Annotated in this window: 22 protein-coding genes and 4 pseudogenes; 15 read left to right on the forward strand and 11 right to left on the reverse strand. The window is 60.5% G+C overall.

Translation table 11 applies throughout. The features are described 5' to 3' along the window. Positions 1 to 174 precede the first annotated feature (174 nt). From V1280_RS36455 to V1280_RS36470, 4 genes and pseudogenes are all read left to right on the forward strand, one after another. Entirely contained in the window at positions 175 to 954 is a 780-nt protein-coding gene (locus V1280_RS36455) for a glutathione S-transferase family protein (RefSeq protein WP_334535464.1), read from the forward strand. A gap of 54 nt (positions 955 to 1,008) precedes the next feature. Further along, positions 1,009 to 2,366, forward strand: a pseudogene (locus V1280_RS36460) (aldehyde dehydrogenase family protein). Between the two features lie 130 nt (positions 2,367 to 2,496). Further along, positions 2,497 to 4,128 (forward strand): GMC family oxidoreductase, encoded by a 1,632-nt coding sequence (locus V1280_RS36465; RefSeq protein WP_334535465.1) that lies wholly within the window; start codon positions 2,497 to 2,499, stop codon positions 4,126 to 4,128. A gap of 43 nt (positions 4,129 to 4,171) precedes the next feature. Then, positions 4,172 to 4,501: pseudogene (locus V1280_RS36470) on the forward strand (SDR family oxidoreductase); the annotation flags it as partial. 297 nt (positions 4,502 to 4,798) lie between these two features. Here V1280_RS36470 and V1280_RS36475 read toward each other — a convergent pair. Next, a complete protein-coding gene (locus V1280_RS36475; protein WP_334535466.1) occupies positions 4,799 to 6,010 on the reverse strand; it encodes an aldo/keto reductase in 1,212 nt (403 codons plus the stop codon). A 72-nt stretch (positions 6,011 to 6,082) separates the two neighbouring features. On the opposite strand from V1280_RS36475, the gene V1280_RS36480 reads away from it, so the two are divergent. The 5 genes from V1280_RS36480 to V1280_RS36500 all read left to right on the forward strand — a co-directional run bounded on the left by V1280_RS36480 (position 6,083) and on the right by V1280_RS36500 (position 11,660). Further along, a complete protein-coding gene (locus V1280_RS36480) occupies positions 6,083 to 6,973 on the forward strand; it encodes an AraC family transcriptional regulator (protein ID WP_334535467.1) in 891 nt (296 codons plus the stop codon). 1,143 nt (positions 6,974 to 8,116) lie between these two features. Next, positions 8,117 to 8,860: an N-acyl homoserine lactonase family protein gene (locus V1280_RS36485; RefSeq protein WP_334535468.1), complete on the forward strand. Its 744-nt coding sequence runs from the start codon at positions 8,117 to 8,119 to the stop codon at positions 8,858 to 8,860. 169 nt (positions 8,861 to 9,029) lie between these two features. Continuing rightward, positions 9,030 to 9,848: an alpha/beta fold hydrolase gene (locus tag V1280_RS36490; RefSeq protein WP_334535469.1), complete on the forward strand. Its 819-nt coding sequence runs from the start codon at positions 9,030 to 9,032 to the stop codon at positions 9,846 to 9,848. Positions 9,849 to 9,966: 118 nt separating this feature from the next. Next, positions 9,967 to 10,707 (forward strand): fumarylacetoacetate hydrolase family protein, encoded by a 741-nt coding sequence (locus tag V1280_RS36495; RefSeq protein ID WP_334535470.1) that lies wholly within the window; start codon positions 9,967 to 9,969, stop codon positions 10,705 to 10,707. Beyond that, a complete protein-coding gene (locus V1280_RS36500) occupies positions 10,704 to 11,660 on the forward strand; it encodes a C-terminal binding protein (RefSeq protein ID WP_334535471.1) in 957 nt (318 codons plus the stop codon). The genes V1280_RS36495 and V1280_RS36500 overlap by 4 nt, the downstream gene beginning before the upstream one ends. Here the strand turns inward: V1280_RS36500 and V1280_RS36505 are convergent. From V1280_RS36505 to V1280_RS36540, 8 genes and pseudogenes are all read right to left on the reverse strand, one after another. Further along, positions 11,657 to 12,451: an IclR family transcriptional regulator gene (locus tag V1280_RS36505; protein WP_334535472.1), complete on the reverse strand. Its 795-nt coding sequence runs from the start codon at positions 12,449 to 12,451 to the stop codon at positions 11,657 to 11,659. The genes V1280_RS36500 and V1280_RS36505 overlap by 4 nt on opposite strands. A gap of 56 nt (positions 12,452 to 12,507) precedes the next feature. After that, entirely contained in the window at positions 12,508 to 13,449 is a 942-nt protein-coding gene (locus tag V1280_RS36510; RefSeq protein WP_334535473.1) for an HlyD family secretion protein, read from the reverse strand. Positions 13,450 to 13,456: 7 nt separating this feature from the next. Next, positions 13,457 to 13,660, reverse strand: coding sequence for a DUF1656 domain-containing protein (locus tag V1280_RS36515; protein ID WP_334535474.1), 204 nt, complete (start codon positions 13,658 to 13,660; stop codon positions 13,457 to 13,459). Further along, positions 13,657 to 15,723 carry an FUSC family protein gene (locus V1280_RS36520; RefSeq protein ID WP_334535475.1) on the reverse strand — a complete coding sequence of 689 codons (2,067 nt, stop codon included), beginning with the start codon at positions 15,721 to 15,723 and terminating at the stop codon, positions 13,657 to 13,659. Before V1280_RS36520 ends, V1280_RS36515 begins: the two co-directional genes overlap by 4 nt. Before the next feature lie 16 nt (positions 15,724 to 15,739). Further along, positions 15,740 to 17,314 (reverse strand): MFS transporter, encoded by a 1,575-nt coding sequence (locus V1280_RS36525; RefSeq protein ID WP_334535476.1) that lies wholly within the window; start codon positions 17,312 to 17,314, stop codon positions 15,740 to 15,742. After that, positions 17,286 to 17,699, reverse strand: coding sequence for a tautomerase family protein (locus V1280_RS36530; RefSeq protein ID WP_334535477.1), 414 nt, complete (start codon positions 17,697 to 17,699; stop codon positions 17,286 to 17,288). Before V1280_RS36530 ends, V1280_RS36525 begins: the two co-directional genes overlap by 29 nt. A gap of 110 nt (positions 17,700 to 17,809) precedes the next feature. After that, positions 17,810 to 18,280, reverse strand: a pseudogene (locus V1280_RS36535) (hypothetical protein); the annotation flags it as partial. A 182-nt stretch (positions 18,281 to 18,462) separates the two neighbouring features. Next, entirely contained in the window at positions 18,463 to 19,230 is a 768-nt protein-coding gene (locus V1280_RS36540; RefSeq protein WP_334535478.1) for a DUF899 family protein, read from the reverse strand. Positions 19,231 to 19,331: 101 nt separating this feature from the next. On the opposite strand from V1280_RS36540, the gene V1280_RS36545 reads away from it, so the two are divergent. The 3 genes from V1280_RS36545 (at position 19,332) to V1280_RS36555 (ending at position 21,614) form a co-directional block, all read left to right on the forward strand. Then, positions 19,332 to 20,294 (forward strand): GlxA family transcriptional regulator, encoded by a 963-nt coding sequence (locus V1280_RS36545; protein ID WP_334538498.1) that lies wholly within the window; start codon positions 19,332 to 19,334, stop codon positions 20,292 to 20,294. A gap of 471 nt (positions 20,295 to 20,765) precedes the next feature. Next, positions 20,766 to 20,939 (forward strand): hypothetical protein, encoded by a 174-nt coding sequence (locus tag V1280_RS36550; protein WP_334535479.1) that lies wholly within the window; start codon positions 20,766 to 20,768, stop codon positions 20,937 to 20,939. Between the two features lie 180 nt (positions 20,940 to 21,119). Then, positions 21,120 to 21,614: a hypothetical protein gene (locus tag V1280_RS36555; RefSeq protein WP_334535480.1), complete on the forward strand. Its 495-nt coding sequence runs from the start codon at positions 21,120 to 21,122 to the stop codon at positions 21,612 to 21,614. 218 nt (positions 21,615 to 21,832) lie between these two features. On the opposite strand, the gene V1280_RS36560 is transcribed toward V1280_RS36555, so the two are convergent. Continuing rightward, a complete protein-coding gene (locus tag V1280_RS36560) occupies positions 21,833 to 22,537 on the reverse strand; it encodes a substrate-binding domain-containing protein (RefSeq protein WP_334535481.1) in 705 nt (234 codons plus the stop codon). 102 nt (positions 22,538 to 22,639) lie between these two features. Next, positions 22,640 to 22,765: pseudogene (locus V1280_RS46935) on the reverse strand (LysR family transcriptional regulator); the annotation flags it as partial. 258 nt (positions 22,766 to 23,023) lie between these two features. On the opposite strand from V1280_RS46935, the gene V1280_RS36570 reads away from it, so the two are divergent. Genes V1280_RS36570 through V1280_RS36580 form a run of 3 tightly spaced genes read left to right on the forward strand, consistent with a single transcriptional unit; the run spans position 23,024 to position 26,744 of the window. Continuing rightward, a complete protein-coding gene (locus tag V1280_RS36570) occupies positions 23,024 to 23,764 on the forward strand; it encodes an ABC transporter substrate-binding protein (protein ID WP_334535483.1) in 741 nt (246 codons plus the stop codon). A gap of 49 nt (positions 23,765 to 23,813) precedes the next feature. Continuing rightward, positions 23,814 to 25,085, forward strand: a complete 1,272-nt coding sequence (locus tag V1280_RS36575) for a M20 family metallopeptidase (protein ID WP_334535484.1) — start codon at positions 23,814 to 23,816, stop codon at positions 25,083 to 25,085. 24 nt (positions 25,086 to 25,109) lie between these two features. Further along, positions 25,110 to 26,744, forward strand: a complete 1,635-nt coding sequence (locus V1280_RS36580) for an amino acid ABC transporter permease/ATP-binding protein (protein ID WP_334535485.1) — start codon at positions 25,110 to 25,112, stop codon at positions 26,742 to 26,744. The last annotated feature ends 24 nt before the right edge of the window (positions 26,745 to 26,768 follow it).

Genomic DNA, 26,768 nt, shown 5'->3' on the forward strand with positions numbered 1-26,768 from the left:
CCGCTTTAACGACATTGCTCGCAAATCCCGAAAAGTCCTGTCGACATTCATCCGATTATCATCGTCTCGACAATGCGCGATATCCACGTGCACCAGAAACGACGGGCGGAGCCGCTGCCTTCGGTCTGGTCTGCTCACGGCTGTGAGCGTGAATCGAGATGAAGGACGCCCGTGATGAAGAAGATCCCCGTCCATGTGAATCCGTACGATAAGGTCCATTTTGGACCGTCGACTGTCATGACTCTGCACCGCTTCGGCATTTTCGATCCCGACGTCGCGCGCAGGGTCCCGACGCTGTCGCCTTTTTCTGGGAAGCTGACAGCTCATCTTCGTTTCCAAGGAATCCCCTTCGAACCCGTCGCCGAGCAGGGCGTTGGCAATGCGCCGCGTGGAAAGGTGCCTTTCATCACGGTCGATGGCGTGAAAGTCGCCGATTCCGATCTGGTCGTCGGCTTCCTGAAGACCGCCTTTCCAGATCCCGACGCCGGTTTGAGCGACCATCAGCGCGCTGTCGGCCACCTCGTCCAGCGTACGCTGGAGGACCACCTCTATTGGATCGCGCTGATCTACGAGTTCTATGATCAAGAAGGTTCGGACTGGTTCTTCGAGCATGCCTTCGGCGGAATGGGCCCCGGCCTTCAGGGGCTGCGGGACGACATGGAAGACCGCACCTACAAGCAGGGCATCGCGCGTTATACGCCCGACGAAATCGTGGACAAGGCGTCCAAGGACCTCGCGGCCGTCGCCGAAATTCTGGGCGAAAATCGGTATCTTCTCGGGACCGACCGGCCGACGTCTTTTGACGCGGTCGTCTTCGGAATGACCATCCTGGTCTATCAGCTCCGCGAGATGCATCCCAGGCTGACCGACTACGCCCGAAGCCTCCCGAATCTCACGCAGTACATCGGCAATTTGCTTACCGAGTTCTTCCCCGACCTCGATCGCGACTTCTAGGTCTATTGCCTAGAGTTTGCGGAGTCCTGGCTTTTATTTGAAGGAAACACGCTCATGGTCGAGCAATCCGTTCCGGCTGACTCCGTGTCTGCGCTTCGCGAGAACGCTCTCGCCGCCGCCGGCGTCCGCGGCATTTTTACAAACCTGATCGACGGAAAGAGTGTCGGTGCTCGCAACACCCTGGATGTTCTTGATCCCGCCACTGGCGAGCTGCTCGCCGAAGTGCCCGACATTGAGCGCGACGGAATGGATGCAGCGTTCGCGGCCGCCCGCCGAGCCTTTTCCTCGTGGAGCAAACTGACCTGGGAGGCGCGACGATCGATCCTCGAGAAGGCGTTCGAGAATGTCAAAGCGCATCGTGAAGAGCTCGTCACCCTCCTCATGGCCGAGGGGGGGCGCCCGAGAAGCCTGGCCTTGTGGGAAGTCGCGGCTGTTTTGGATGACTTCGCGCCGGGCGTTCTCGCGCAAAGCCTTCCCGACGTGGAAACCACCCAATCGGGCGTTGGCCGGGTCACCCGGCACTATGCGCCCCTCGGCGTCGTCGCGGCCATCAGTCCCTGGAATCTCCCGTTACTTCTGTCGTACGACAAGGTCGTTCCCGCCCTGATCGCGGGCAACACAGTCGTCCTGAAGCCGTCTTTCTACACACCGCTGACCGTGTTGCGCGTCGCGGAACTGGTGCGGGACATTCTCCCCGTAGGCATCCTGAACGTGGTGACTGGAGGCGACAATGTCGGCCCCTGGATGACGTCCCACCCTGAAGCCGACAAGATCTCGTTCACGGGCTCCACTCAGACCGGCCGGCGGGTTTTCGAGTCCGCCTCCCAGACGCTGAAGCACCTGACCCTCGAGTTGGGCGGCAATGACGCCGGTATCGTGCTGCCGGACGTCGACGTTGATGCGGCGATCGCTCCCATTTTCTGGGGGATGTTCTTGGTAAACGGTCGGGGCTGCATCACGATCAAGCGGCTGTTGGTGCATGAAAGCCGCTACGACGAAGTGGCCGCGGCGCTCTCTAAATTTGCCGCCGAGCAAGTCCTGGGTGATGGATTCGATCCCGCCACCACGATCGGGCCCATCCAAAACCGGGCGCAACTCCTGCGGCTGCAGGCGACTTGGGCGGCCATTCAAAAAGATGGCGTCGCCGTTCTTTACCGCGGCGATGAGATCGAAGGGAAAGGCAACTTCTTTCCAGTCACGATCCTCGACAACCCGTCCCCCCACGCCGACTACGTGAAGCTCGAAAACTTCGGTCCTCTGAGGTCGCTGGGACCGTTTGGATCAACCAGCACTTGGTCGTAAATCCGAACGTGCCGTTCGGCGGTAACAAGGACTCGGGCTTTGGCGTGCAGTATGGCGCCGAAGGCCTGAAGGAATATTGTTACTTGCGCGTGATTTCAGCCAAGACCTGAGGTCCATATCTGCGATTTGGCGTGAACTGCAACCGTCCTATCGGTTCACGCCAACGCCAAATCCCCCTATTTCAGCCGTCCCTCGCGCCAGCCATTGAAGCGGCCGGGAGATCGACCAGGAGAAAACCAAATGACCTCAGTGTCCGATACCTTTGACTACATCGTAGTGGGAGCAGGCAGCGCCGGCTGCGTCGTGGCCAGCCGCTTGGTCAAAGACCATGGGGCGATGGTGTTGCTTTTGGAGGCCGGGCCGCTTGACGACAATATGCTGATCCACATGCCCGCTGGCGCCGTCAAAATCGTGTTCGGCAAATCGCCCTACATCAAGCGCTACACTTCGACGCCCCAGCCCGCGCTCGAGGGGCGAGCCGTCGACATTATGCAAGGGAACGTCGTTGGCGGGGGAAGCTCGGTCAACGCCATGACCTACGCTCGCGGCTCCAAGGACGACTATGACCGTTGGAACACGTTATCCGGCGATGCGGGCTGGGGCTGGGACGACCTGGTCCCCTACTTCCGCAAGCAGGAGGGCAACGTCAGGCTAGAGAACGCCGCGCACAGCGGAGACGGGCCTCTTAAGGTGTCCGATCCCGCCTACATCTCGGAGGCCGCCAACATCTTCGTCCGGACGCTTCAGAAATTGAACGTCCCTTTTACCGACGATTTCACCGGCGGTGAGTTGCATGGAGTGGGGTACGAACAGTCGACGACCTTTAAAGGGAAACGACGGAGCTCGGCGGACTCGTTCTTGAAACCGGTCATCGGGGACGAGCGCTTGACCCTGGTCACCGAGGCGAGGGCCAATCGGCTGCTGTTCGACGGTCACCGGGCTATCGGAGTCGAATACGTCAAAGATGGGAAAGTCCATCAGGCGAAGGCGAAGCATGAGGTCGTCTTGACGGCCGGGGCGTTTGCCACGCCCAAGCTTCTGATACTCTCAGGGATCGGCCCCGCTGATCACCTGGCCCAATTCGGCATCCCGATCATCGCCGATCTGCCGGGCGTCGGCCAGAACCTGCAAGATCATAACGAGGTCTTTCTGTCGCTGTCGACGAAAGGCCCGTTTGGTTATTTCGGCGAAGACGCAGGGATAAAGCTGATCCGAAATGTCATTCAGTATTATGCCTTTGGCACCGGCCCTATCGCCTCAACGGGATCCGAGACGATGGCGTTCGTCAATTTGGACGATCCCGCCGGGCCGCCCGATATCCAAATCTATTGCATTGGTTTGATGTGGCCAACACTGACGGCCAGTCCGCGCAACGCGGTTACGCTTCTGGCCAATCTGGTTCGTCCGCTTTCCTACGGGTCCGTTCGCTTGAAGTCGGCGCTTCCAGAGGAGGACGCGCAGGTTGATCCGAATTGGATGAGCGATCCGGAAGACACACGACGGCTACTGAAAGCGCTGAAATATCTCCGGACGATCGTTGCAACGGCGCCGTTCGTCGACATCGTGGAAGAAGAACTGTCCCCAGGCCAGGCGATAACGGGCGACGCTGAGCTCGTGGAATACATGAAAGCGACGACGCAGAGCAACTTTCACCCGGTCGGCACCTGCCGAATGGGCAGGGCGGAAGACCCCGCGACCGTGGTCACGCCCGACTTGCGGGTCAGGCGGATAGACGGCCTTCGGGTCATGGACGCCTCCATTATGCCCAGGATCATCAGCGCCAACACGAACGCCACCGTCATGGCGGTCGCCGACAAGGGCGTCGATCTTCTGACTGGGACCTACACAGGGCGTGTTGCCGCCGCGCAGTAACCGGACGCCTTAGCCCTAGAAGCTCCGCCCAGGATTTTCGGACTCCGGCTTCCGCAGTGTTCGCCCGTCGGCGAATACCGTTCTGCAAGGCGCCGTCAACGCCGCACTCGAGGCGCTGGCGCGCGGCCTGGCTCTTGAGCTCGCTCCGATCAGAGTGAACGCAGTCTCGCCCGGAATGGTCGTGACTCCATTGTGGGCCGGCATGGCAAAAACCGAACGCGAGGCAATGTTTGCCAGCGCATCTGAGCGATTGCCGATCCGGCGCATCGGAGAATCTTCCGATGTTGCGAACGCGGTATTGTACTTGGCATCCACCCCGTTCTCGACAGGTTCGACTGTGGTGGTGGATGGCGGCGGCACTATCGCGGGGTGAGGTGGTCTTAGGTGATCCCTCTCTGTCAAGCTGAAATCGGGAAACGGCCGCTTGTGGCGCGAAGCGGCCGTTCGCAAATCGTCGACGTTAGTGCCGCAAAGCGACTTTGAGTCTCCTTTCAAAAGGTGGATTAGCTTAAGCTCTCGCTTGCTGGAGCTACCCACAGCGCTTTCGTCAACGGCGTAATCGTTGTGCGCCGGGCGGATTATAGGCTTCAGCGACACACTCGCCGTCGCTGCTTCAATGTTCGCGACACATCGCAGATGAACGTTCCATGACATTCGATCGGCGTGTTGCTCAGTAGCGATTTGCGCTTGCCGACAGCATGGGTGACGCGGGCGCGGTGTGCCCGTCGATCGTGGTGCCCGGGAAGCCAAACATGGGCGCCACATGGTCGTTGATGTCGGCCGGGAAATTGAGCACTGGTTTCGACACCTCGTTGAGCTGAGCCATTTGCGCATCCGTCAGGATCAGGTCGAGTGCAGCTAGGTTCGCCTGAAGCTGGTCCGGTCGGCGCGCGCCGATCAACGTCGATTCGACGCCTGGGCGGCTCCACACCCATGCCAGCGCGACGGCGGCGGCTGTTGCGCCAACCTCCTCGGCCACGGCGCAGAGCGCGTCAATGACCAGATAATCCGTCTCACTTGGAACGCCCATCGCGGTCCGCTTGGTATCGACTGAACCGGCGTTCTCGCGGCGGAACTTGCCCGACAGGAAGCCGTGCTTGAGCGGCGACCAAGGCATGATGCCGATGCCCAACTCCTGTGCCATCGGGAACAACTCGCCCTCAGCAGTGCGCTCCAGCAGCGAATATTCCAGCTGCATGGCAATGATCGGCGCCCAGCCCCGGAAATGCGCAATGGTCTGCGCTTCGGAGACCTTCCAGGCCGGAAGATTAGAAAAGCCGATGTAGCGGACCTTGCCCGAGGCCACGAGGTCGTCGAGCCCGCGCAAGGTTTCCTCGATCGGTGCGGTGCGATCCCAGATATGCAGCCAGTAGATGTCGATATAGTCGGTCTGGAGGCGCCGTAGCGACGCCTCGCATTGTTGTATCAGTGCCTTTCGGCCCGCTCCGCCGCCGTTCGGATCGCCCTCGAACAGGCTGCAACAGAATTTTGTGCCGATCACGACGCGATCGCGGTTTCCCTTCTTTGCGAAGAAGTCGCCGATGATCTTCTCAGAATGGCCGTTGGTATAGACGTTGGCGGTGTCGATGAAATTGCCGCCGCGCTCCAGATAGGTGGCAATCATGGTTTCCGAGTCCGCGACACTGGCGCCCCATCCCAGGTCTTCGCCAAACGTCATGCTCCCAAGGCAAAGTGGGCTCACGCGCAGTCCGGAACGGCCCAGCGTAATGAAGGAATTGAGCGACATATCGATCTCCTGGGATGTGAAGAATGGTGGGCGGTAATCCGCCGCTTTCTCTTTCATCGAACCATTCCGGAGACCCAGGCGGTAGATTGAAGCTGCCAGCCTCTTGCATAATCCTTCCAAAATGCGCAGTATCATGTATCCGCCCCATTGTGTGCGAACGGGGAAAACTTGAAATCAAATGCCCCTCTCATGAAGGAATTAAGGGCGTTGATCGCCCGCCATGCGGAGGCGCCGCAAGCACACCGGCTTCTCCCCATCATCATGGTTGCGGCGTCGAATCTGCCGACGCCGCCTTTCGCGTATATGGCTGAGCCGGCCTTGCTGGCTGAACCAACTTTCGGGCTCGTGGCGCAGGGCGCGAAGCGCGTTGTGCTGGGCAATCAGGTTTTCGATTATGCCGCCGGTCAGTATCTCATCTTCTCGGTCGATCTGCCGTTGAGCGGGTCCGTCGTGCAGGCCAGCGCTACAGAGCCGTTTCTCGGTTTCGGCCTGAAGCTGAAACCCGACGTGATCGCCGCGCTCTTGCTGGAAACGAGCGCGCCGCGAAAGGTCAAGACCGAGCCGCCAGGCATTGCCGTGAGCGACCTGACGGACGACTTGCTCGATCCGATCGTCCGGCTCCTTCGGCTGCTGGATCGGCCGGAGGACGTTGCGGTCCTGGCACCGGCCATCGAGCGCGAAATCCTCTGGCGACTGATCAACGGCGCGCAGGGCGCAATGGTACGCCAACTTGGCCTTGCTGACAGCCGCATGACGCAGATCGGCCGGGCCATCCGGTGGATTCGGGACCACCATGCCGAAACCGTCCGGATCGAGGATCTGGCGAACATGGCCGGCATGAGCCTCACATCCTTCCACCGTCATTTTCTCGGGGTGACATCGTTGAGCCCCCTCCAGTTTCAGAAGCAGATACGCTTGCAGGAAGCCCGCTCCCGGCTCTTGTTATCATCGCAGGACGTCGCCGCCGTCGGCTTTGCCGTGGGGTATGACAGCCCCTCGCAATTCAGCCGCGAGTATCGGCGGCTGTTTGGCGCGCCGCCCGGCCAGGATGGAGAACGCCTGCGCCGCTCAAAAGAATTGAGCGACGCGGCTCATTGAACCAGTCGCTCGGCTTCCATCATGCGGAGTTCCGCGAGGACCGTCGGCGAACTTGCGGCTTTCCAGTGCCGTCATGACCGCCATACGGTCATGGCCACACCTAGCTGCAGCAAGTTGATGAGCGCGGCGACGCCTAGTCAGCTGCGCGTGCGGCCCGAAGTTGGTGAGTGTGCATTGTCGCGGTCGACTCCTAGGCAGCTGCATCGGCAACTTTCACGAGCCGCTTCCGAAGTCCTCGCCGGCAATCAGACGCTGCAACGCTTTCGGCGCATTCTGGATTCCGAATCAATATCAATCCTTGTCGCCTGGACCATCACCGTGACTCAGCCTCAGTGCATTTGCTTCTTATGATCGAAGTGCATGCCGTGTTTTGTCGCGTCCGGCTCACTTTTAAGGAATGGCCCCTTGTGGCGCAAAGCGGACATTGGTGAATAGGTGACGCGTCGTCGCGACGACCCAGAAATCCTCCAAGCGAGACCACGATCAGATCTGCGGCGCCGTGGTCACACACCGATCGCGTGCCATGGACATTCAAAGCCTATTGCACGGGCCTCACCCTGGCAGAACGACCTTGCCGAGCGGCTGATCGGACCGATCCGGCGTGAGTGTGTGGACCACATCGTTGTCCTGGACGAGGCACATCTGCGCCGGTTCTGAAATCTTGCGCTCGCTACAATATGAGACCCGCACGCACTTGGCCTTGGACAAGGATGCGCCTCTATCGCGGACCGTAAAAAGGGCAGGGCGTATTGTTTGTCGCCCATTCCTCGGCGGACTGCATCACGAGTATGTCCGGATTTGATTTCCGACAGGCGCAGCCTTTCAACATCAAGCGCCGGAGTTCCGCACCGACGATAGGCTGATCGCCGATACATCCATTCTCTGGCGCAACCGACTTTGAGAATTGAAGAGCGGATTTTATTTCGCCGATGTTCGGCAATGCCGAACGTCGGTGAGACCGGCCCCGTCGATGCATTGTAGGAAGGCTCTCGAGCCTCAGGCATGTCGCTCGCTCCGTGAAAGGTCCGGGCGGCGCACCCCAAGCTCGAACCGACAGATGCTTCGCGCATCGCCAGCGCAGATAAGTTCAGAGGGAATATGACTAGTCTTCGAATGAGCGCGATGAACGTTGGACCGCTTAGCGTGGACGCCAACCTCCTGGTCGCATTCGCACCAGGCCACCTGGAAATTCCCACGACCGCGGCCGTGATCGTCCATCCGACCTATGGCGTTGTGCTGTGGGATACAGGCATCAATGGTGTGGTTGCGGATCCGGACCGGCGAGACGCCTATTGGGGCGCAAACGTCGCCACCGCCTTTGGTCCGCACGCATTCAAGCGTGAGCACGCTATTGACGCCCAATTGGAGAAATTGGGAATCAAGCCGAAGGAGGTGCGCTACGTGCTCTACTCGCACCTGCACCTCGATCATGCTGGCGGCATGTCGTATTTTCCTGACGCCGTCCACGTCGTTCAACGCGATGAGATCCGCTACGCTATGTGGCCGGACTCCTGGACCAGCCCGGTCTATTGCCAGAACGACTTCCGAGATATCCGGAAGCTCAACATTCTCGAAATCGATGGTGACTTCGACCTGTTTGAGGACGGCACCCTGCGTCTGCTGAAGACGTCCGGTCACGCTCCCGGCCATCAGGTTCTGATCGTCAACCTGCCGAACCGAGGTCGCATCTGTATGGCTGCCGATACCGGCCACCAGCGCAGCGGGTTCGACAGCTTGGTTCCTATGCCTTGGGACTGGAGCACGAGCGCTATGTCGATGACGCGGATGCGTATGAAACAGTTAGAGCGGAGCGGCGTGCCAATGTTCCTCTGCCACGACGCCAGCGATTTCGCGAAGCTGCCGCAGAACGGCGAGTTCTGGGACTAAGGCTCCGGTTGGGGCGGGTCAAGCGCTTGCAGCGTGCAGTTGCGTTTGAGTGGCAACAAGTCCTCTTCGAAGCGAGGCGTTCCGTCCATGTTCCGACCCCTTTCATAAGGTGAGTACCGAGATGACACCGACTCTAAGGCGTCACACGATTGCCGTTAACGGGATCCGAATGCATGTCGCAGAAGCCGGAGAGGGCGCACCCGTCGTCCTGCTTCACGGCTACCCCGAGACCTGGCACGCGTGGCGGAAGCAGTGGCCCGATCTGGCCCGCGATTACCACGTAATCATGCCCGATCTGCGCGGGTACGGCGACACCGACAAGCCCGACATCGGCTACGATAAGCGGACCATGGCGGAAGACATCCGGCAGGTCGCCGCTCTTCTCGGCTATGAGCGTATTGCACTCGTCGGCCACGATCGTGGCGCTCGGGTCGCGACGCGCTTCGCTAAAGATCACCGGGGCATGGTCAATCGCCTCGCAGTGCTGGACAACATCCCGACCCGGGTCGTCTTCAATGCGACGGACGCGAAGCTCGCGAAGCTCTATTGGTTCTTCTACTTCCAACAGGTCCCGCATCTGCCCGAAGCGCTGATCCAAGGACGGGAGGAGATCTTCCTCCGTCATTTCTACAGCACGTGGTGCTACAACCCCGGTGCGATCGAGGAGGCTGCCGTCGCCGAGTATGTCCGCGCCTACTCCCAGCCTGGTGCCCTACGGGGAGCATTCAACGACTATCGCGCAGGGCCGGTCGATCTGAAGCAGGACACCGAGGATGAGGACAATCTGATCGACTGTCCGGTGCTGGCAATCTGGGGCTCCGACTTCGAACTCGTCGGCAAAGCCTTTGATGTACTGGAGGTCTGGAAGGGGTTGGCCCGCAACGTGCGCGGCGTCGCCATCCCCGAGTGCGGGCATCTCCCACAAGAAGAACAGCCGGAACGCGTGAATCAGGAACTGCGCGAGTTCCTTCGCGGATGGGGCGGGTGAAACCATGAAACTCGTCAATTTTTATGATTCAAAAGGCATCCAAGCTGGTCTCGTTCATGACGGCGGCGTCGAGGATCTCGCAGCCTCGGACCTTTGGCAGGGATCGGCACCCGTCGCCTTGAGCGACATCTCGGCGCTTGCCGCGAAGTTCGGGGCGCCAGCCAGTCCGCTCGTCCCGATGGAGAGCTTGCGCCTTGCCCCGGTCGTCGTGGCGCCTGAGAAGATCATCTGCGTTGGGCTCAATTATCGCCGCCATGCGGTCGAGGCCAACATGCCGATCCCCACAACGCCGGTGATCTTCGGAAAGTTCGCAAATAGCCTGAGCGCCTCCGGCGACCGCATCGCCCTCCCCACCGTCGACTTCAAGTATGACTACGAAGCCGAACTCGGGGTGATAATCGGCCGCGAGGCACGTGACGTGTCGGTCGATCAGGCGTTGGACTCCGTCGCAGGGTATTGCTGCGCCAATGATCTCTCTGCTCGCAGCGCCCAACTCGCCACCAGCCAGTGGATGATCGGCAAAATGCTCGACGGGTTTCTGCCACTAGGCCCAATTCTCGTCACAACCGACGAGATCCCGGACCCGCAGGCCCTCAGGATCCAGTGCCGAGTCAATGGTGAGGTCCGCCAGCTCTCGTCGACGAGCGACATGATCTTCAGCGTTGCCGAGATCATCGCTTTCCTCAGCCGGTACGCCACGCTGAAGGCGGGCGATGTTATCATCACCGGCACACCGGAAGGCGTCCTGATGGGTCACAGGACACCGATTTGGCTGAAGCCGGGCGACGAAGTCGCGATCGGCATTGCCGGCCTTGGCGTCCTGACCAACACGCTCACCACCGAGGAATCTCGTTCATGAAGACGGTTCTCGTTACGGACCATGTTTTTCCGAATCTCGATCCCGAAAACGCAGTCCTCGAGGGCATCGGTACGCTACGGGAAGCCGGTTCAGTCAAAGATGCCGAGCTGTTGGAATTGGCTCGGGACGCGGACGCGGTGCTGAACTGCTACCGGCCGCTCTCCGCCAACATCGTCGAGGCCATGAGGAACTGCCGGATCATAGCGCGCTATGGCATCGGGGTTGACACGATCCCCTTGGAAGTCGCGACCTCGCGCGGCATCCAGGTCACGAACGTCCCGGATTATTGTATCGAGGAGGTTGCCGATCACGGCTTGGCGCTGATCCTGGCATTCACGCGCGGCATCATCCGCGGTCTGGATCAGACCCGCGGCGGCGGCTGGGACGTGAAATCGCTTCGACCGCTTCACCGCCAGCGTGGTCAGACACTTGGCTTGGTCGGGTTCGGCCGCATCGCCCGGGCTCTTGCCCATCGTGCAACGGCGCTTGGCTACGAAATTATCGTCTCCGATCCGTTTCTGTCCGACGAAGCGGTTCGGACTGGAGGCGCTCGCGCCGTCGACCTCGATACTCTGTTCAAAGAGTCGGACGTGGTCTCGCTTCATGCGCCACTGACCTCGAAGACCCGGCACATGGTCAATGCTGAGCGTCTGGCAACCATGCGACCTGGCGCTATGCTGGTGAATACGTCGCGCGGCGGGCTCGTCGATTACGAGGCGGTCGTCACAGCACTCCGCGACGGGACTCTCGGTGGTGCCGGCCTTGACGTCCTCGAAACTGAACCACCCGTAGCGGGTTCCACCCCAATTGGTGAAGTGCCCAACCTCGTTGTTACGCCCCATCTGGCGTTCTACTCGGAGCAGGCGCTCGTTGAACTCCAGCGCAAGGCAGCGGAACAGATCCGCGCGGTGTTGGAAGGCCGTGCACCAGATTATCCGGTCAACACGATCTAGCCCAGCCGCCGGTCAACCTCGGCGGTCCGACTGGGCCGCCAGCCTTGCTCGCGCGAGGCGATCTGAGCGGCGCGCATAACTTCGCGAACCATTTTCTCCCTGTTCATCTCGAAGTCGGCGGCCGTTGCACCGATCCCGATTGCCGCGACAACCTCGTTATCGCGGTTATGAATTGGTACGGCAACGCAAAAGAGCTCGGAGACATATTCGCCCTCACTCAACGCGTATCCCTGCCGCCGCACCGCTTTCAGTTCGGCGACCAGAGTGCTCTCGTTGGTAATGGTTCTTCGGGTCAATTGTTCGAGCCTGCGGCCATCCAGAATCCGCCTCATTTGCGCCTCTGGCGCGTGTGCGAACAGGATCTTCCCGGCGGCACTCGCGTGCATCGGTAGTGTCGGCCCGGCGCTACCAAGAGACGCCGGTACGGAACTCGGGCCCTGCATTCGGTTGATGTAGACCACATGCTGACCGTCGCGAACCGCCAGATAGACCGACCGGCCCAGCCGCTGCATCAGCTCGTTCAACATGTCGCGCACGGCGTTGAAAACCTCGCTCCCGGCCAGCACGGTTTCGCCGAACCCGAGCAACTTGTGTCCAAGACGGAAGCGGCGATCCGGCGTCCGTTCGAGCAAACCGATCTCGGTGAGAGAGGCCAACAGCGCGTGCGCGGAGGATTTGGGAAGCGCCAAGGCTTCGGCAATTTCCGTCGTGCCCCATTCATGTTGTTCCGTCGCAAAGAGATCCAGAGCCGCGCCGGCATGCAACACTGAACCCAGAAGCCGTTGTCTCATTGTAATCTCCACCATCTTCGCGAGGAGCTTGCATCTCGGTCCATCCATTTCGGCCATCATTTAGAAGGCCGAGAACGCAGGTCAACCTGCACCGTTGCAGTCAAGCCAGCGACCAGGCGTACGCCATCAGGCACGCATTTAAGCCGTATGCGCACCGGCACGCGCTGCGCCAAGCGCACCCAGGTGAAGATCGGGTTGACCATGGCAAGACCTTGCTGGTTAGGTAGCGCGTTTGAGACGTTGATGCCGCGCGCGACGCCAACGACCTCGCCGGTAATGATCTGGGTATTTCCCATCAACTTGATCTTGACGGGATCGCCGTCGCGGATGGATGCAAGTTGCGTTTCCTCGAAATAGGCGTCCACCCAATAGGAATCGGCATCGACAACAGAGATTACGTTCTGTCCAACGTTGGCATAATCTCCCTGCTGCGCAAGGAGATTGGTTATCCATCCATTCACCGGCGAGTGGATCTCTGTACGCTGCAGATTGACCTTCGCCCGATCCAATTGGGCAACAGCCTGTCGATGTTGCGCATGGGTTGCCAATGCGATCGCGTCGTGGGTCTGCCTGTCTTCGACGGTCTCCGCTAGATCGCTCAGCTTGCGCCGGCGCTCCGCCATGGTCTGTGCATTTTCGGCGGTGGCCTTGGCCTGCAGCACGCCTGCTTCTGCAAGGTCGAAAGCGATCCTGTAGTCGGTCGGGTCGATGACCATCAGCACATCGCCCTTGTGCACGAACTGATTGTCGAGCACTGGCATCTCCAAAATACGCCCTGATACCTCTGGCGCCATCGTGACGACATAGGCGCGGACCATGCTGTCGCGCGTCCAAGGTGCAACCATATACGCGTCCCACATCGCGCGGCCCAGCACGATGGCAATGCCAACTGTGGCGAGCGTAATGAACACCGAAACGATTTTGACGCGCCACCGTTGCGCCTTGCCGCGAAAGTCGACGCTCTTGGTTACTGCCGATTTTGCTTCAGCGTGTGACATGCCAACCTCAGCGAGCTATGACAAGTACCATTGACGACAACGCGATTATATACATAGCAAGGACGAACAGTGCCGGGTGCCAGACATGACGCAGCAACCCGTATCGGCCGGCCACCCTCAGCAACGCGAGTGTCGCCAGCCAAGCTGAGAGCATCAGCATCGACATGGGCGCAAAGTAGACGCCGAGTAGGTTGATCTCGAAAAACTTCAAGCAGAGGGTCCTGTATCGAAGTAGGCACGGTGGTCGGCGAGGGCGTCGCAGATGCCAAGGATACGGCCACGAGTTCGTGCGACGAACTGAGTGTCGACCTGTTCAGTTGAGGCCAGGTGATGATCCAGCCGGGTGAGTTGAGCAATTGCGGCGGCGCTATTTCCCTCCGCAAATGTCTGCAGTGCGGCATCGAACTGCATCGGCAAATCGAGCGCTGCCGTGTCATGACCAAGATGGATAATCTCAGTCCCCACAAGGTCCGCTGCCAAAAGCTGCATCCGCTCCAAAGGCCCAGCCTGATCCGGCAATGCGGCGAGCCGGCTGGATGTGCGGCCCTGCCAGTCGTCAGCGCTTGCTGAAAGACGGTTCATCGCAAGGCGACGCAGGTCGCGCAACGTTAAATTAAGGAGCCGCTTGGTTCGGAACGACGGAGATAGCGGCGGGACAAGTAGAAACGACAGAGGCGCCGCCGCAAAGCCCACGAAGATTCCTAGTGCAGAGTTGTAGAATTGCGCTGTGTCGTAGATCATCTCGTTCGTAGGCTGGAGCGCGGTCACAGAGATAATGGTGCATATGACCCAAGCGGGATGCTGCCGAGTTGCAGCCATCGCAGTACCGACCGGTATCAGAAAAGCAGCCAAGGCTGTGCAGAAGGCAGGGAACGACTCGAGCCCAGGCAGCAGGGCGAACTTGATCGCCGCTGCAATAGCAATACCCGCCGTTGTGCCGAGCATGAATGCGATGGCGTCAGCGTAGGCCAGTTCGGCTCGGGGCGAAAGCAACAGAACCGCAACTGCGACGAAGACGATTGCCAAGCTGCCGTCTGGCCAGGCGGTGAGGACCCAGAATAGCTCGGCCGCTCCGATCGCTACGAATGCGCGGCCGGCACTGACGAGGGAAGGCAGCCAATCGGGAACATAGATTTTGAAGCCGCGACGGCGAGAACGCGGGCGCGCTGGGTCGGCAACCAGCAAAGCCGTCGCCTCGAGCACCGCTGCAAACCCCACTAGAACATTTGTGGTCTGATCGGCAAGCAGCTGCAGGGAGGCTGTGCTGGCCGGCATGGCAATGAGCGTCCGAACTGCGGCCTCGCAACGGCGACGCGAGCCGATGGGATCGTCCATCCAGAATGTCGCCTGGCCTGCTGGCAGCGCGAAACGCATTTCTTCTGGAATGCAGCCCAGAATCGCATTGCCTTCTTCGTCTGCGACCTCCGGCGGCATTTTGATGAGCCGCGCTGCAATACTGCGCCAGGCAGCGAGCGAGGCAAACAGCCCGTCGATAGCGCCATGCAGAACGGGCGAGTGATAGCGAATTGTTGAGAATTCTCCGATCGCCTCGTCGATCATCGAGTTAAGCGCGGTGACCTGTCGAATGAGCTCTCGTCTGGCCGGCTGCTGCGCATCCCCGGAATCCGATCCGGCAAGTCTCAAAGTGGCCCCGAATCGAGCCGCGGTCTCGGTAGATACGGCCGCAAACATTCCCGCAAGCCTTTCCGCAGCGCCGCCGAAATCAGTTAGGGCGAGGATGGCGCCAGCACAAAGGATGCCGATCCAGATTTCGCTGGCGCGGATAACGGCCAGCATGAACACCTCGCTGCTCGCGCCACCTGTTGCGCCAAGTGTGCCGGCCCCTATTAGCGCCGCGGTGTACCCAGCAAGTGCTGCCGCGTAGGAGGCGAAGTTGCGGAACAGGGTGGCAGCGAAGGCGCAAACCCCGCCCCACGCCGCAAGTCCGACGAGAAAGCCGATGCGGTTCTGGGGAAACCAGGCCGTCAGCACGACGATCATCGTAGCTCCCACGAGAGTGCCGATGATGCGGTAGCGTGACTTGCGCAGCGACGCCCCGAGATATGGCTGACACACGATCGCTGCGGAGGCGCCCGCCCAATAGGGATTGTCGAGCTCTAGCCAAAACGCAACGAAGAGAGCAAGACAAACCGAAGCCCACAGCCTGAAACCGAACAGCAGCGGAGGGCCCGCGGCTCGCGCTGCGTTTGCCAGCGTCACATGTGATCTGACGGCCGTGCTGCCTTCTGCCGTTAACACACTCCGATCTGTCATGGGGATCTCGCTGGACTTACTGGGGTTTTGACTGTGGCGGCGCTGATGAAGGCGGGATCGGCGGCGTCTCAGCCGGACTCACCAAACGCCAAGTCAAAATTGTCGAAATCAGCATGAACAGTGCGCCAGCTAAAAAGAGCGCGTGATAGCCGCTTGCAAAGCTCACCGTGGCGAGCGCTCTGAAACTCAAGGCGTCGTGACCGGCAAGAGTCGCCCCGGAAAGATTGCCCGCCGTTATGTCGTGGACAAAAGTCGCTCGATCGGCAGAAGAGACCTTGGGAAGCGCCTCAGCCACGGCCAAGGTGACGCGACTGTAAAGTACCGCTCCCAACGCGGCGATACCGACGACGAGACCAGTGAAACGCACCGTGCCCGAAATGCCCGAGGCCATCCCAGAGCGCTCCTTTGGAACGACCGTCATTCCGACCTTGGTCGTTTCACCATTGAGCAGGCCTGCTCCGACCCCAGCAATCACCATCCCACCGATCAATGGGCCATACGCTACGTCCCGTACAGCCAGCGCAAGCGCGAAGAGGCCGAGGCAAACCAACGACAAGCCGGCGGTCAGAAGATCTCGACCGGAAAACCGGTGCGCGAGAAAATGCGTGACGACGCGCGGCACGATGAACATTGGAATAACCATCGGCAGCATCATTAGTCCTGAGCTCGCAGAGGCATAACCGAGGCCGCTTTGAAGAAAGATCGGAATGAAGGTCAGCATTGTCAGCATTCCGGCCGAAAAGGAGAACTGTGCCAGGTTGGCGCCGATGTAGGTCGGTTTGCGGAAGTAGGAGAGGTCAAGCATCGGGCGGGCCTGGTTGCGCTCGACGAGAATGAAAAGGACGAAGAGAATCACCGCGCCCACGCCTTCGCCAAGGATCCATGGATCGGTCCAGCCGCGGTGGTTGCCTCCGATAAGCGCGAGCGTCGTCAAGAAAAGCCCGCCACTGAAACAGGCCACGCCGGGCAGATCGAGCTGCATGGCGTCGGGGTCTCTGGAGGACTCGATGACACGGATGATCAACGCGATCAAAGTCGCGCCGATAGGAAGATTGATATAGAAGGCCCATTCCCAGCCGAAACTCTGGGTGATCAGGCCCCCGACGACAGGGCCCAAGGCGGCGCCGATCCCGACCACCGATCCCCAAAAGGAAAAAGCCCGCGCACGGGCTTCTCCCTGGAACTCATGCGAGAGGGTTGCGAGTGCCGCACTGAGTTGCATGGCGGCGCCTGCACCCTGTAGCGCGCGGGCGATGATGAGGACTGTGAGATTCGGTGCGGACCCACAGAGAAACGAGGCGAAGGTGAACACCGACAGGCCAAGGATCAGCAGCCTCTTGCGACCGAAGCGGTCCGCCAGTGTTCCTGCCGGCAGTAAGAGCGACGCAAAGCTGAGTATATAGGCCGTGATCACCCACTCGATCCCGGCAAAGCTCGCGCCCAGAGAACGAGCTATTGCCGGTAGCGACACGGAGACGATGTTCGCGTCGAGCTGTATCATGAAAGAAGGCGCTGAAGTGCAGATCAGCACGAGCAGCGCATGGCGGTCGGCTGCGCGCAAGCTACCGAGCGAAGAGGCGGTTCGATACATCGGATGTCTCTGCGTACGTAGCGATACCATTGCCGAAGGACCAGTTCTCCTTCTTGACCTCGATGAGGTTGATCAAGACGTCCTCGCGCCGGAGTCCGACAGTTGCGTGAAGGCCGTCGGCGATGGCCTTGTAGAGCGTTTGCTTTTGCGCCGTCGTCCGGCCTTCATTCCAGGTAATCTGGATAATCACGAGATCTGCACTGCGCTGGATGCCGAGATATTCGGGATCGAACTGGAAGGCGTCAGCTTCGTGCTCAGCAATGATTTGGAAGCGGTCTTTTTCCGGAACGCCGACGCTGACAAGCGCGTCATAGATGATGCGACCGATCTTCTGGCGGTAGGCTGCATCCTTGCCTTTACGGACATCGATTCGAACGAGAGGCATATCTTTTCTCCTGATTCTGCTAGCCTATTCAGCGCGACGCTTGGCGCCGCGTCCGAAAACAAGGACACGGCCCGAGGCAGTTGTGAAAAGCTATCAAGTTCGCTCCTGGCAGATATTGGACCGACTGAGCTCGAAGAAACGTGGGGATCGATAAGGCATGGCCGATACATAGCCGCGAGCTCGCGGACGCCCAGGAAAATCAGGTGCGAGGTCAGCCCTCCGCGTTGGTCGATCCAGTGCTGGACCTCAAATGGATACATGGAGTACAGGCTCTGCGTTGCTTCGGGATTGGTTATCCTGCGACCGTTAGGTCCGGGATTCCAGGCGGCGTGAAATCCGAGCCGGGCGCGGGACGTCACGCATATCCTGTCATAAGGAATCGCACCGAGAACGATAGTGCAAGCCGAGGCACAATAACCGTCGATGATCACCCTCTCGGCCGAGACTCGCACGCCCTCATATCTGTCGACGTAGGTTCCGATCCGGCCGCCAGGGTCATCCACAATCCGAACCGTCGCATTGACTGCTCCAATTCTTGTGAGGAGGGTAATCGTCGCGAATAACGCCCTAAGGCACTTCATGACCATTGCACTCTCAAACCGTCCAACTGAATCTGACCAACTCAAGCGATGCCAAACTGATACCTAACTGCCCGCAGACCGTGAGCGTTCGGCGGGCGCGCCGCTCAGCACGAGAAATGGAATCCATGCCATGGCTCGTCAAAATATCGTCTGTGTCTGCTTCATGAGAATTCGAGAACTTCCTAGTACTGCAGGTTGGGGTAGGCAGCGTTGTCTCCGCGTCCCTCGCGCGTCAAATCGAGAATGCCGTAGATTGGCCAGACCGGGTCGATGGGGCTCGTATCGCCGCGCTTGAACGTCCCCTCGCTCGCCCAGTGGTGGCGGATCCCGTCCTTGTCGCGTGAGAACACGTTCAAGACCGCGAGTTGGACGCCGTCCGGTGTTTCCGCATGGTAGTCGCGGTTGAAGGTGTTGTTGCGCGAGGACAGCAGCCGCAGGTTTCGCCAACCGCGTTCTTGTGCGTAGGTGCGGAGGCGATCGGGGCTTGCCTTCGCGATCACGACGAGGTTGGTCCGCTCGGCGAGATGAAAAGCAGCACCCTCGAGCCCGTCGACGACCGATGTGCATGACGGGCACGGCTGCTCGACAAGCGGCAGCTCGGCTGTCTTGCCCCCCGGGGCTCCCGCTCGTTGGTCTTCCGACCAGCGCGGGAACATCATGTTGTAGATGACCAGCGAGTTCTTGCCCGGTGCGAACAACTCCGAGAGCCTCACCTTGCTGCCATCGGCCGCGGCCTCGAAGACGTAGTCCTCCCTGACGAGGCCGCCCGCCGGCAGTGCCCGACGCTTGGCGGTGACCTGCTCGTTCAGCCGCTTGAGTTCTGCCTCCGCCTCCAACAGCTCGTTGCGTGCGCGCCGGTATTCGCTCGACTCGCCGGGGAAATGGACATTCGGGTCTAGGAGCACTTCCCGCCACTTGTTCATGTCGCGTGGTTTGCCCTTGAGAGCCATTGTTTCAGTCCTTCTGCCAATCTTCGACAACCCCTGCGTAGGCTTGCCAAGCGGCGACCGAAACGTCATATAAGCGTCAATTTCGGACATGCGGAGGCATGATGCGTAAGGTCGGCTTCATCATCTCCCCCAGCTATCAGTCGATGGGCTTCGCCCTTACCGCTCCGTTCGAGATCGCCAATCGGCAAGCAGCGGAACCCGTCTACGACATTCGAATGCTGTCCAAGCATGGCGGGCCGGTGCGCACCTCACTCGGCTTCCAGGTGTTGACCGAGCCGTTTGCCGCGGAACCCTACGACCTCATCATCGTAGGTGCGAGCACGGAGGATGCATCGCCCGAGATGATCGACTTCATCCGCCATGCGCGGTCGCATTGCCGCCGGATCGTTGCAACCTGCCACGGGGCGTTTGTCCTCGCGGAGGCAGGACTTCTCGACGGGCGGCGTGCAACAACCCATTGGGATCGTGCTGGCGAGCTTCGGGCCCGCTATCCCAATGTGCGGGTCGAAGAGGACCGGATCTTCATCGCTGACGGACCGGTATGGACTTCAGCCGGCATGACCGCCGGCATCGATCTTGCGCTTGCTCTGATCGAAGAGGATCTTGGCATGGAAGCGGCGCGCATAGTTGCGCGCAGGCTTGTGCTGTACCATCGCCGAGCCGGCGGCCAGTCGCAGTTCTCCTCGCTCCTCGAACTGGAACCGAAATCGGACCGGATTCAGACTGTGCTCACCTATGCCCGACGCAATCTTGCCGGACGGCTGGGCGTGGACGATCTTGCCGAGGTCGCGCATCTCTCACCACGCCAGTTCAGCCGCGCCTTCCAGGCCGAAACCGGACAGACACCGGCGAAGGCTGTCGAGAACCTCCGCCTAGAGGGGGCGCGCGCGCTGATGGAAGACACCAACCACACCCTTGACGTTGTCGCGCAACTGACCGGATTCGGGGATCGCAACCAAATGCGACGCGCCTTTCTCCGCGCCTACGGCCAACCGCCGCAGGTGATCCGGCGCCAGTCGCGCGGATATGTGTCCATCAAGGAAAGAGAGCTCGCAGAACCCTGAACCGATGATCCGACAGGAGATGAGCAGCAACCTACTGCCGCCGGACGCTCGCGCACACGGCGCTTGACGGTATGGCCGCAAACCACGAGCGCGAAGGCCAAGGGCGACGAAGAAGACCGAAAGCCAACCGGCGAGCCGCAGGGCAGCCCGCGCCGCACGCGGCCATGCCGCCGAGTGCGGCGATGAATTGTGGCCGCCGAATCCAAATTCTCTGCGAGAGGAAGCTGTTCAAGAAAAGCACGGTCCGATCGTGCGGTTCTCACTTTGAGGAGGTGGGGAAGGCCGGTTTGCGGCCGGCCTAATGTCCGGTTGGGGTCATTCGCGTCGTTATGGGGACGTCCGGTGTTGGCGCGAAGCGGGCATTCGCCCGAAGGCTGATTTCAGCCAGGTGCGACCTTCAATCATCCGCAGGAGCACCGGGCTTTCGCTACTGCACTTGCAAGCAGCACTTTCGCGCTTGCTGACACACCCGTGACACCGGGGGAGGCTGAGAAGATCAAGGTTGCTCTGGAAGTCCTCGGCTGCACGGACGGCAAGATGGAAGAGGAAACCGAGGGCAGCGGCTGCTTTGAAGTCGATGACGCCAAGTGCAAGGACGGGCAGTACGACAGCAAGCTCGACAAGACTTCAAGACGATCGCGATGACCCGCGACCAAACCTGACCAAACCCTGTTCCGCGGTCCAAGCAATGCGGATTTTCTGGAGCGGCTATTAACCCTGTCGGCAAACGCTCTGCACGTGGGACTCGTTGTCAGGTCGGCCGCCGCCAAGTTGCCTCATTAGATCGGAGAATTCTAACCGGCGCCAATCCAAGCCGGAGGCATCATGCTGAGAATGATGTTGTTGGGCCTCCTCATCCCACTGGGTGTGGGAGTGCTTGCGGCAATGGAACTCAAAACTCCAGCGCGGAGTGCAGCAGTGCCTGTCCGGCCCGTTGCCGAGATAGCCGCAGGCATTTCCGAGCCACGCGGTGCGTTGGCCAAGGCTGATCGACTTGAAAAGGGTGATCGACTTGAAGTGGCCGCTGCGAGCATCGAGACACCAGCGCAGCCTGCTCTCGTCGACGAACGCAATTCTTCGCCGGAAGGCACCAGTGTCGGTCCATCGGAGCCGCCGAGGATGATGAACCCCCATCGGCACGATCCCAAGCCGAAGAAGGTCACCACCGCCCCTTCTCCGAAGTCGAAGCCAAAGAAAGCCGAGGTCAAGCGAACCACAACTACCGAACGGCGAAAGGCTGCCGGCAACACCGAACCTTGCCGGCTAGGCGCGTTTGGTGGCTTGCTTAAGGCTTTGGGTCCAGCCGACTGCGAAATCTGATTCACCGAGCCATCGTTCCCGCTGAATCGGCCTCGGTCGCTCTAAACCAATTTTATCTCCAGAGCGGCGCAGCCGTGCGCGCTCCGGGTCAAAAGCTGATTTCTCGGAACGGCCGCGTCTGGCTGCAAGCGGCCGTTCATTGTGAATAAGCGACCAAGAGTGCCCTCTCCACCGGTAGATGAGGTTTCAAAATTCGAGGCACGCGCACTTAGCTGGAGCTAGAAGCGGGATATGGTGCTCGCGATGCGCTGATCGCCCCGGCCTCGCTTCGTCCCAACGAACCAGCTTTCCTCGCGTGCGAGCGCTGCCAGTTGCGGTACCAGAGGATTGTCGCTTGCTCGCAGATAGGCCGCCGAGTATTCCATATCCTTCGCGCTAGAGTTCTCGAGCAAAATCTTGAGTGCACCGGCAGCAAGGTCTTCCGTGAAAAGGTCTGCTGGAAGCAGGCTGATCCCAATCCCTCGCCTAACGAGGAGTGACATCACGCTGAAGCTGTTGCAGCGATGGATGAAGCGAGGGCTGAGGCCGGCCTCCTCGAACCAATTGACCATCAAATGATAGACGCTTGCGTCTTGTGGCATGCCGATAGTCGGAAGCTCCGCAAGTGCGGCAGCCGTGAGATTGCGATCCGCCGGGCAAAATCGAGGGTGGCCAAGCCATTTCAAGGCGCAACTCCCAAGTGAAACGCGAATCGCGCCCAACAGATCGACCGGACCTGGCAATAGCGCAATGTCGATCTGACGCCGGGTGAGTTTGGCTGCGAGGCCGCCCGCAAGATCGGCGTCGATCTCGAGACGCACTTTCGGAAATCGCTGCTCGATTCGAGCGACGAAACTTTGAAACCAGGTTAGCGCGATGCTCTCGACCACGCCGACACGGATGGTGCCGACTTCAGCGTCTTGGCCGGCGGCCGCCTTCATCATCGCGACTTCCGAGAGAACGCGCTCGGCGCGCTCCAGACAGCTCTGGCCCAACGCAGTCAAAGCGACGTTGCGGCCCTGCCGCTGCAGGACTCTGGCGCCGAGCTCGCGCTCGAGCTCCTGGATGCGCCGGGTGACGGCCGGCTGAGTAAGGTTGAGGTGTTGCGCGGCGGCGCCGATGCCGCCGAGCCGCACGACCCACAAAAGCGTTTCGAGGTGACGTGAATCCATTCTAAATCATAAAATACGCGCATGAATTGAATGTCCATCTTTCATTTGTAATCGTAGTGTGACGCGAACAATATCCGAGAAGTCGGGCCAATTTTTGCGATAAGGGAAATCCTATCCATGCGTAGTCTGCATAGATTGCAGCCACTAGGCGCAATTTTTGTGCTTGCTCTGGCGCTTCTTTGCGCAGTTCGCCCGGCGCCGGCCCATGCTGACGATACGGCCTGCGAGCCCACGAAGCTGGCGTCGAAGTATCCTGGATTGGCCGGCAAGACCATCAAGATCGGCCAGGATGGCGAGAGCGTGCCGTTCAGCCAGCGCGACCCGAAGGATCTGACCAAGCTGATCGGGCTCGATGCCGATCTCGCCCGCGCCACATTCGCTTGCGTCGGCGTGCCCATCGATTTCACCATCGGCACCTGGTCGGGCCTGATCCCGGCGGCGATGTCCGGCCAGGTCGATATCATGTGGGACACCCTGCTCTACACGGCCGAGCGGGCTAAAAAGCTTGACTTCGTCGTTTACATGAATGCCGCGACCGGAATGCTCGTCGCAAAGGGCAACCCTAAGAACGCCCACACGCTGGACGATCTCTGCGGGTTGACCGCGACCACCCAGCTCGGCACCACGCAGGAAGCGATGCTGCGCGAGGCAAACGCCAAATGCACCGCGGCCGGTAAGTCCGCCGTGACGATTATCCTGTCGCAGGACATGCCGAGCAGCCTGCGCCTGGTGCAGAGCGGGCGCGCCGACCTCGCGGCGGTCAACAAGTTCGTCGGCGACAGCATGATCGCCTCCAGCCCGGACAAGGTGCAGAGCGCGTTCGACGTCGTCACCGGGGCCAAGATTTCGGTTGGCATCGCGAAAGGCAACCCTGACCTCGTCAAGGCGATCAAGGATGGACTCGCGACGATCCGCGCCAACGGTACCGAGAAGGCGATCTACGAGAAATACCAGGTGGACTACAGCCTGACGACAGACCCCACCGTACTGACCGAGTGATCCGATCGGTATGTGCCGATCAGATGTGTGACCTAAGCGGACCAAACTTATGACCACTGAACTGACGAGCGTGCAGAAGCACGTCGATCCCGCGCGCGTGCTGGAGATCGAACAGGCGTTGCTGCGGATTCCGAGCTCCGCATTCGAAGAACACGCAATTGCCGATCATCTGGCGGAGCGGATGACCGACATCGGTCTCGACGTCATGATGATGGAGGTCCAACATCCGTTCAATTCGGCATCGAAGAGCCGGCAGCCGGTCGGCATTTTACGCGGGACCGGCGGTGGATCGTCCCTCATGCTCAATGGGCACATGGATCCTGGCGTCGAAATGCCCGGATGGTCGGTCGATCCCTATGGCGCCAAGTTCGAGGATGGCTGGGTTTGGGGCATGGGCGCCCACGACGACAAAGGCGGACTGACCGCGGCTTTCTGTGGCTTGGAGGCGGTGATCAAGTCCGGCACGCGCCTGAAAGGCGATGTGCTACTGTGTCCCGTCGTCGCGCACAAGCTCGGCGGCGCCGGCACGCGGGCACTGCTGAAGAGCGGCATCAGCGCCGATCTCTGCATCAACATGGAGCATTCCAACAACACCATCGCCAACGTCTGCGTCGGCATCCTCATGGTGCGCATTCGCGTCGAGGCGCCGGAACTGTTCTTCCGCTACAGCGCGGAAGCCAAGGCTCAATACTGGAATCCGATCGAGCAGCTCTGCGAGGTGATCCGCCGAATAGGACCGAGCCTCGATCCGATTCCGGAAGGTAGTTGGATGAGCTTCACGTCGCATCCGGAGTTGCCGGGATTTCCGACCCACACATTCGACACCTTCCATAAGGAGCACTACTACCAGAGGAACCTGTCCGGTCTACACAGCAAGCAGGCCGAGCTCTTGTTGCAATTCCGTACGGTGCCGGGTCAAACCATGCAGAGTGTGGCAGCTGATCTGACGCGGCTACTCGAAGGCATCAAGCGCGAGCATCCGGCGTTCAATTATTCGTTCGAGCTGCCAGCCAAGGGCACCGAGAATGGCTGGTGTCAGGAGCCGATGGCGTGTTCGTCCGACCATGCGCTGGTGACGACTTTGGCCGAGGGACAAATGCGCGCCTCCGGGGCGCCGGCTGTGATCGGTGGCTGGGGCCGGCTCGGCAATGTCGGCGACGGCAACATCATCGCGGCTTTCGGCATCCCGACCGTGCAATATGGTCCCGGCGATATCCGCATCTACAAGGAATGGCCGACGGCAGATGAGCGGGTGCTGTTGTCCGATCTGGTAGCGGCGGCGCAGGCCGTCGCGCATGCGACGGTCAAACTCTCCGGATAATGATCTAGGAACGGGATGAGCGCGATGAGTGAGGCGATCGCCGCCGAGAAGAAACTGGTCTCCGGTCCTACCGCCTTGGCCGGGCTGGCAGTTCTGGTTGCGCTGGTGGCGGCAGCCGCCGGCCTCCACGCAGGGATGCTGCCCGAGCCGGTCATGGAAGTGCTGGGCTACGTCTTCTCGGCTTTCCTGCTCGAGGGCGCGGTCAACGCCCTGAAGATCGCAGCGCTTGCGATGGTCGGCGGCATCGGGCTGGGCCTCGGCCTGGCGCTGATGCGCCTTTCGCCGTTGGCGCCAGTGCGCGGGGCCGGGTGGCTCTACATTTGGTTCATGCGCGGAACTCCGCTGATCCTGCAACTGGTGTTTCTCTACGACGCGTTGCCGGCGGTCGGCATCCGGCTCGACAGTTTTACGACGGCGTTGCTCGGCTTCACCCTGAACGAGGCCGCGTTCTGCGCCGAGATCATCCGTGGCGGCATTCTCTCCGTCGACCGCAAGCAGACCTTGGCTGCGGCGTCTTTCGGCATGGGGGCGTTCCTCACCATGCGCCGAATCATACTGCCACAAGCGATGCGCGCGATCCTGCCGGCGATGGCCAATCAGGTGATCTCGCTGATCAAAGGCACCTCGATTGCCTCTGTAATCTTCGTCAACGAGCTGACGTTCCGCGCGCAGCAGATCGTTGGCCAAAACTTCAAGTTTTTCACCGTGTTCGCGGCCGCCGGCATTCTCTACCTCGTGCTGACCAGCGCAGTCGCGATCGCGCAGTTTTATCTCGAACGCAATTTCAGCGCCGATCGGAAGCGTGAAGCCAAGGCCCTGGCGCAGTCCGCTGTGTCGCCCACGGCGTGGACCGACGCTGTCAAGGCGGGACCGTCCGAGGCAACCCGGGACGAGGCGTTCGTTGTCCTGCAGAACGTGCAGAAATCCTACGGGAGCCGCGCAATTCTCCGCGGCGTCGATCTGACCATCAAGCGCGGGGAAGTGGTAGTCCTGATGGGGCCGAGCGGTTCAGGCAAGAGCACGCTGCTGCGGCTCGTCAATCATCTGGAGCCGCTCGATTGGGGCGAGATCACCGTCGACGGCAAATATGTCGGCTATGCCAGACAGCCCGGGGGCGGCTTGGCGCCGACCCGCAATCTCGCTAAGGCGCGCGCAGATGCGCGGATCGGCATGGTATTCCAGCATTTCAATCTGTTCGATCATTTGACCGCGCTGGAAAACATCGTGGAGGCCCCGATGCGGGTCTATGGCGAGCCCGCGGACAAGATGCGCGCGCTCGGCCTCAGCCTGTTGAACGCGGTCGGCCTTGCCGCCCACGCAGATCATCTGCCGCATCGGCTGTCCGGCGGCCAGCAGCAACGGGTTGCGATCGCGCGCGCGCTCGCGATCTCGCCGCGGCTGATGCTGTTCGATGAGCCGACCTCCGCGCTCGATCCAGAACTGGTCGGCGAGGTGCTGGCCGCAATCAGGCGGCTCGCCGAAGCCGGCATGACCATGATGATCGTGACGCATGAAGTGCGGTTCGCGCGCGAGGTCGCCGACCGCGTGATCTTCATGGACGAGGGCGTGGTGGTCGAGCACGGCTCGCCTGAGCAGGTACTGGATCATCCGACCCAAGAACGCACCCAACGCTTTCTCAGGCTGGTTGAGCCGCGTTGAGCCGCGTTGCAAAGCAATTTCTTA

The organism is Bradyrhizobium sp. AZCC 2230 (genome assembly GCF_036924495.1).
GTDB classification, from domain to species: domain Bacteria; phylum Pseudomonadota; class Alphaproteobacteria; order Rhizobiales; family Xanthobacteraceae; genus Bradyrhizobium; species Bradyrhizobium rifense.